The sequence below is a fragment of the Acinetobacter sp. WC-743 genome (genome assembly GCF_000335555.1).
GTDB classification, from domain to species: Bacteria; Pseudomonadota; Gammaproteobacteria; order Pseudomonadales; family Moraxellaceae; genus Acinetobacter; species Acinetobacter bereziniae.
This window is the reverse complement of record NZ_AMFQ01000045.1, coordinates 1-566: the sequence shown is the minus strand read 5'-3', so window position 1 is coordinate 566 and position 566 is coordinate 1. Positions and strand designations below refer to the sequence as shown.

Annotated in this window: 1 protein-coding gene; it reads left to right on the top strand. The window is 38.0% G+C overall.

The window, feature by feature from the left end; all coding sequences use genetic code 11:
* Positions 1-566, top strand: a 566-nt coding sequence (locus ACINWC743_RS06525; protein WP_009584830.1) for an RHS repeat domain-containing protein, incomplete at both ends; no start/stop codon positions are given.

The window sequence follows — 566 nt, the reverse complement described above, 5'->3', positions numbered from 1 at the left end:
CAATGGCTTGGTACAAAACAAAAACTATAATGATGTGGGCTTACTCAGTTCACAAATCATTCGACATGAACAAGAAACACTCGATCAATTACAACAAGCAAAACATCAAGCAGAACGACATTATCACTATGATAACAACTACCTATTAACTCAGGTAGATGACAGCCGATTAGGTAAATTAAGCTATCAATACGACCCAATTGGGCGCTTAATTAAAGCGCAAAACCCGTATAGTTCTGAAAGCTTTAGTTTTGATCCTGCGGGGAACTTGATCGACCCGATTGCGACACAAACATCGCAAGTTAAAAATAATCTGATCAGCCAATATCAAGGTAAGCATTACAAATATGATGCGCAAGGTAATGTGATTGAAACCAGTCAATCAGGTCAGACCTTAAAACTGACTTGGGATAACCTTAATCGTCTGATTCAAAGCGATCACAATGGTCAAATTACAAGCTATGGCTATGATGTATTTGGACGTCGATTATTTAAGAAAAATACCACTGAGGATAGTCTAACTTTATTTGGTTGGGATGGTGACTTGATGATCTGGGAGTCATACA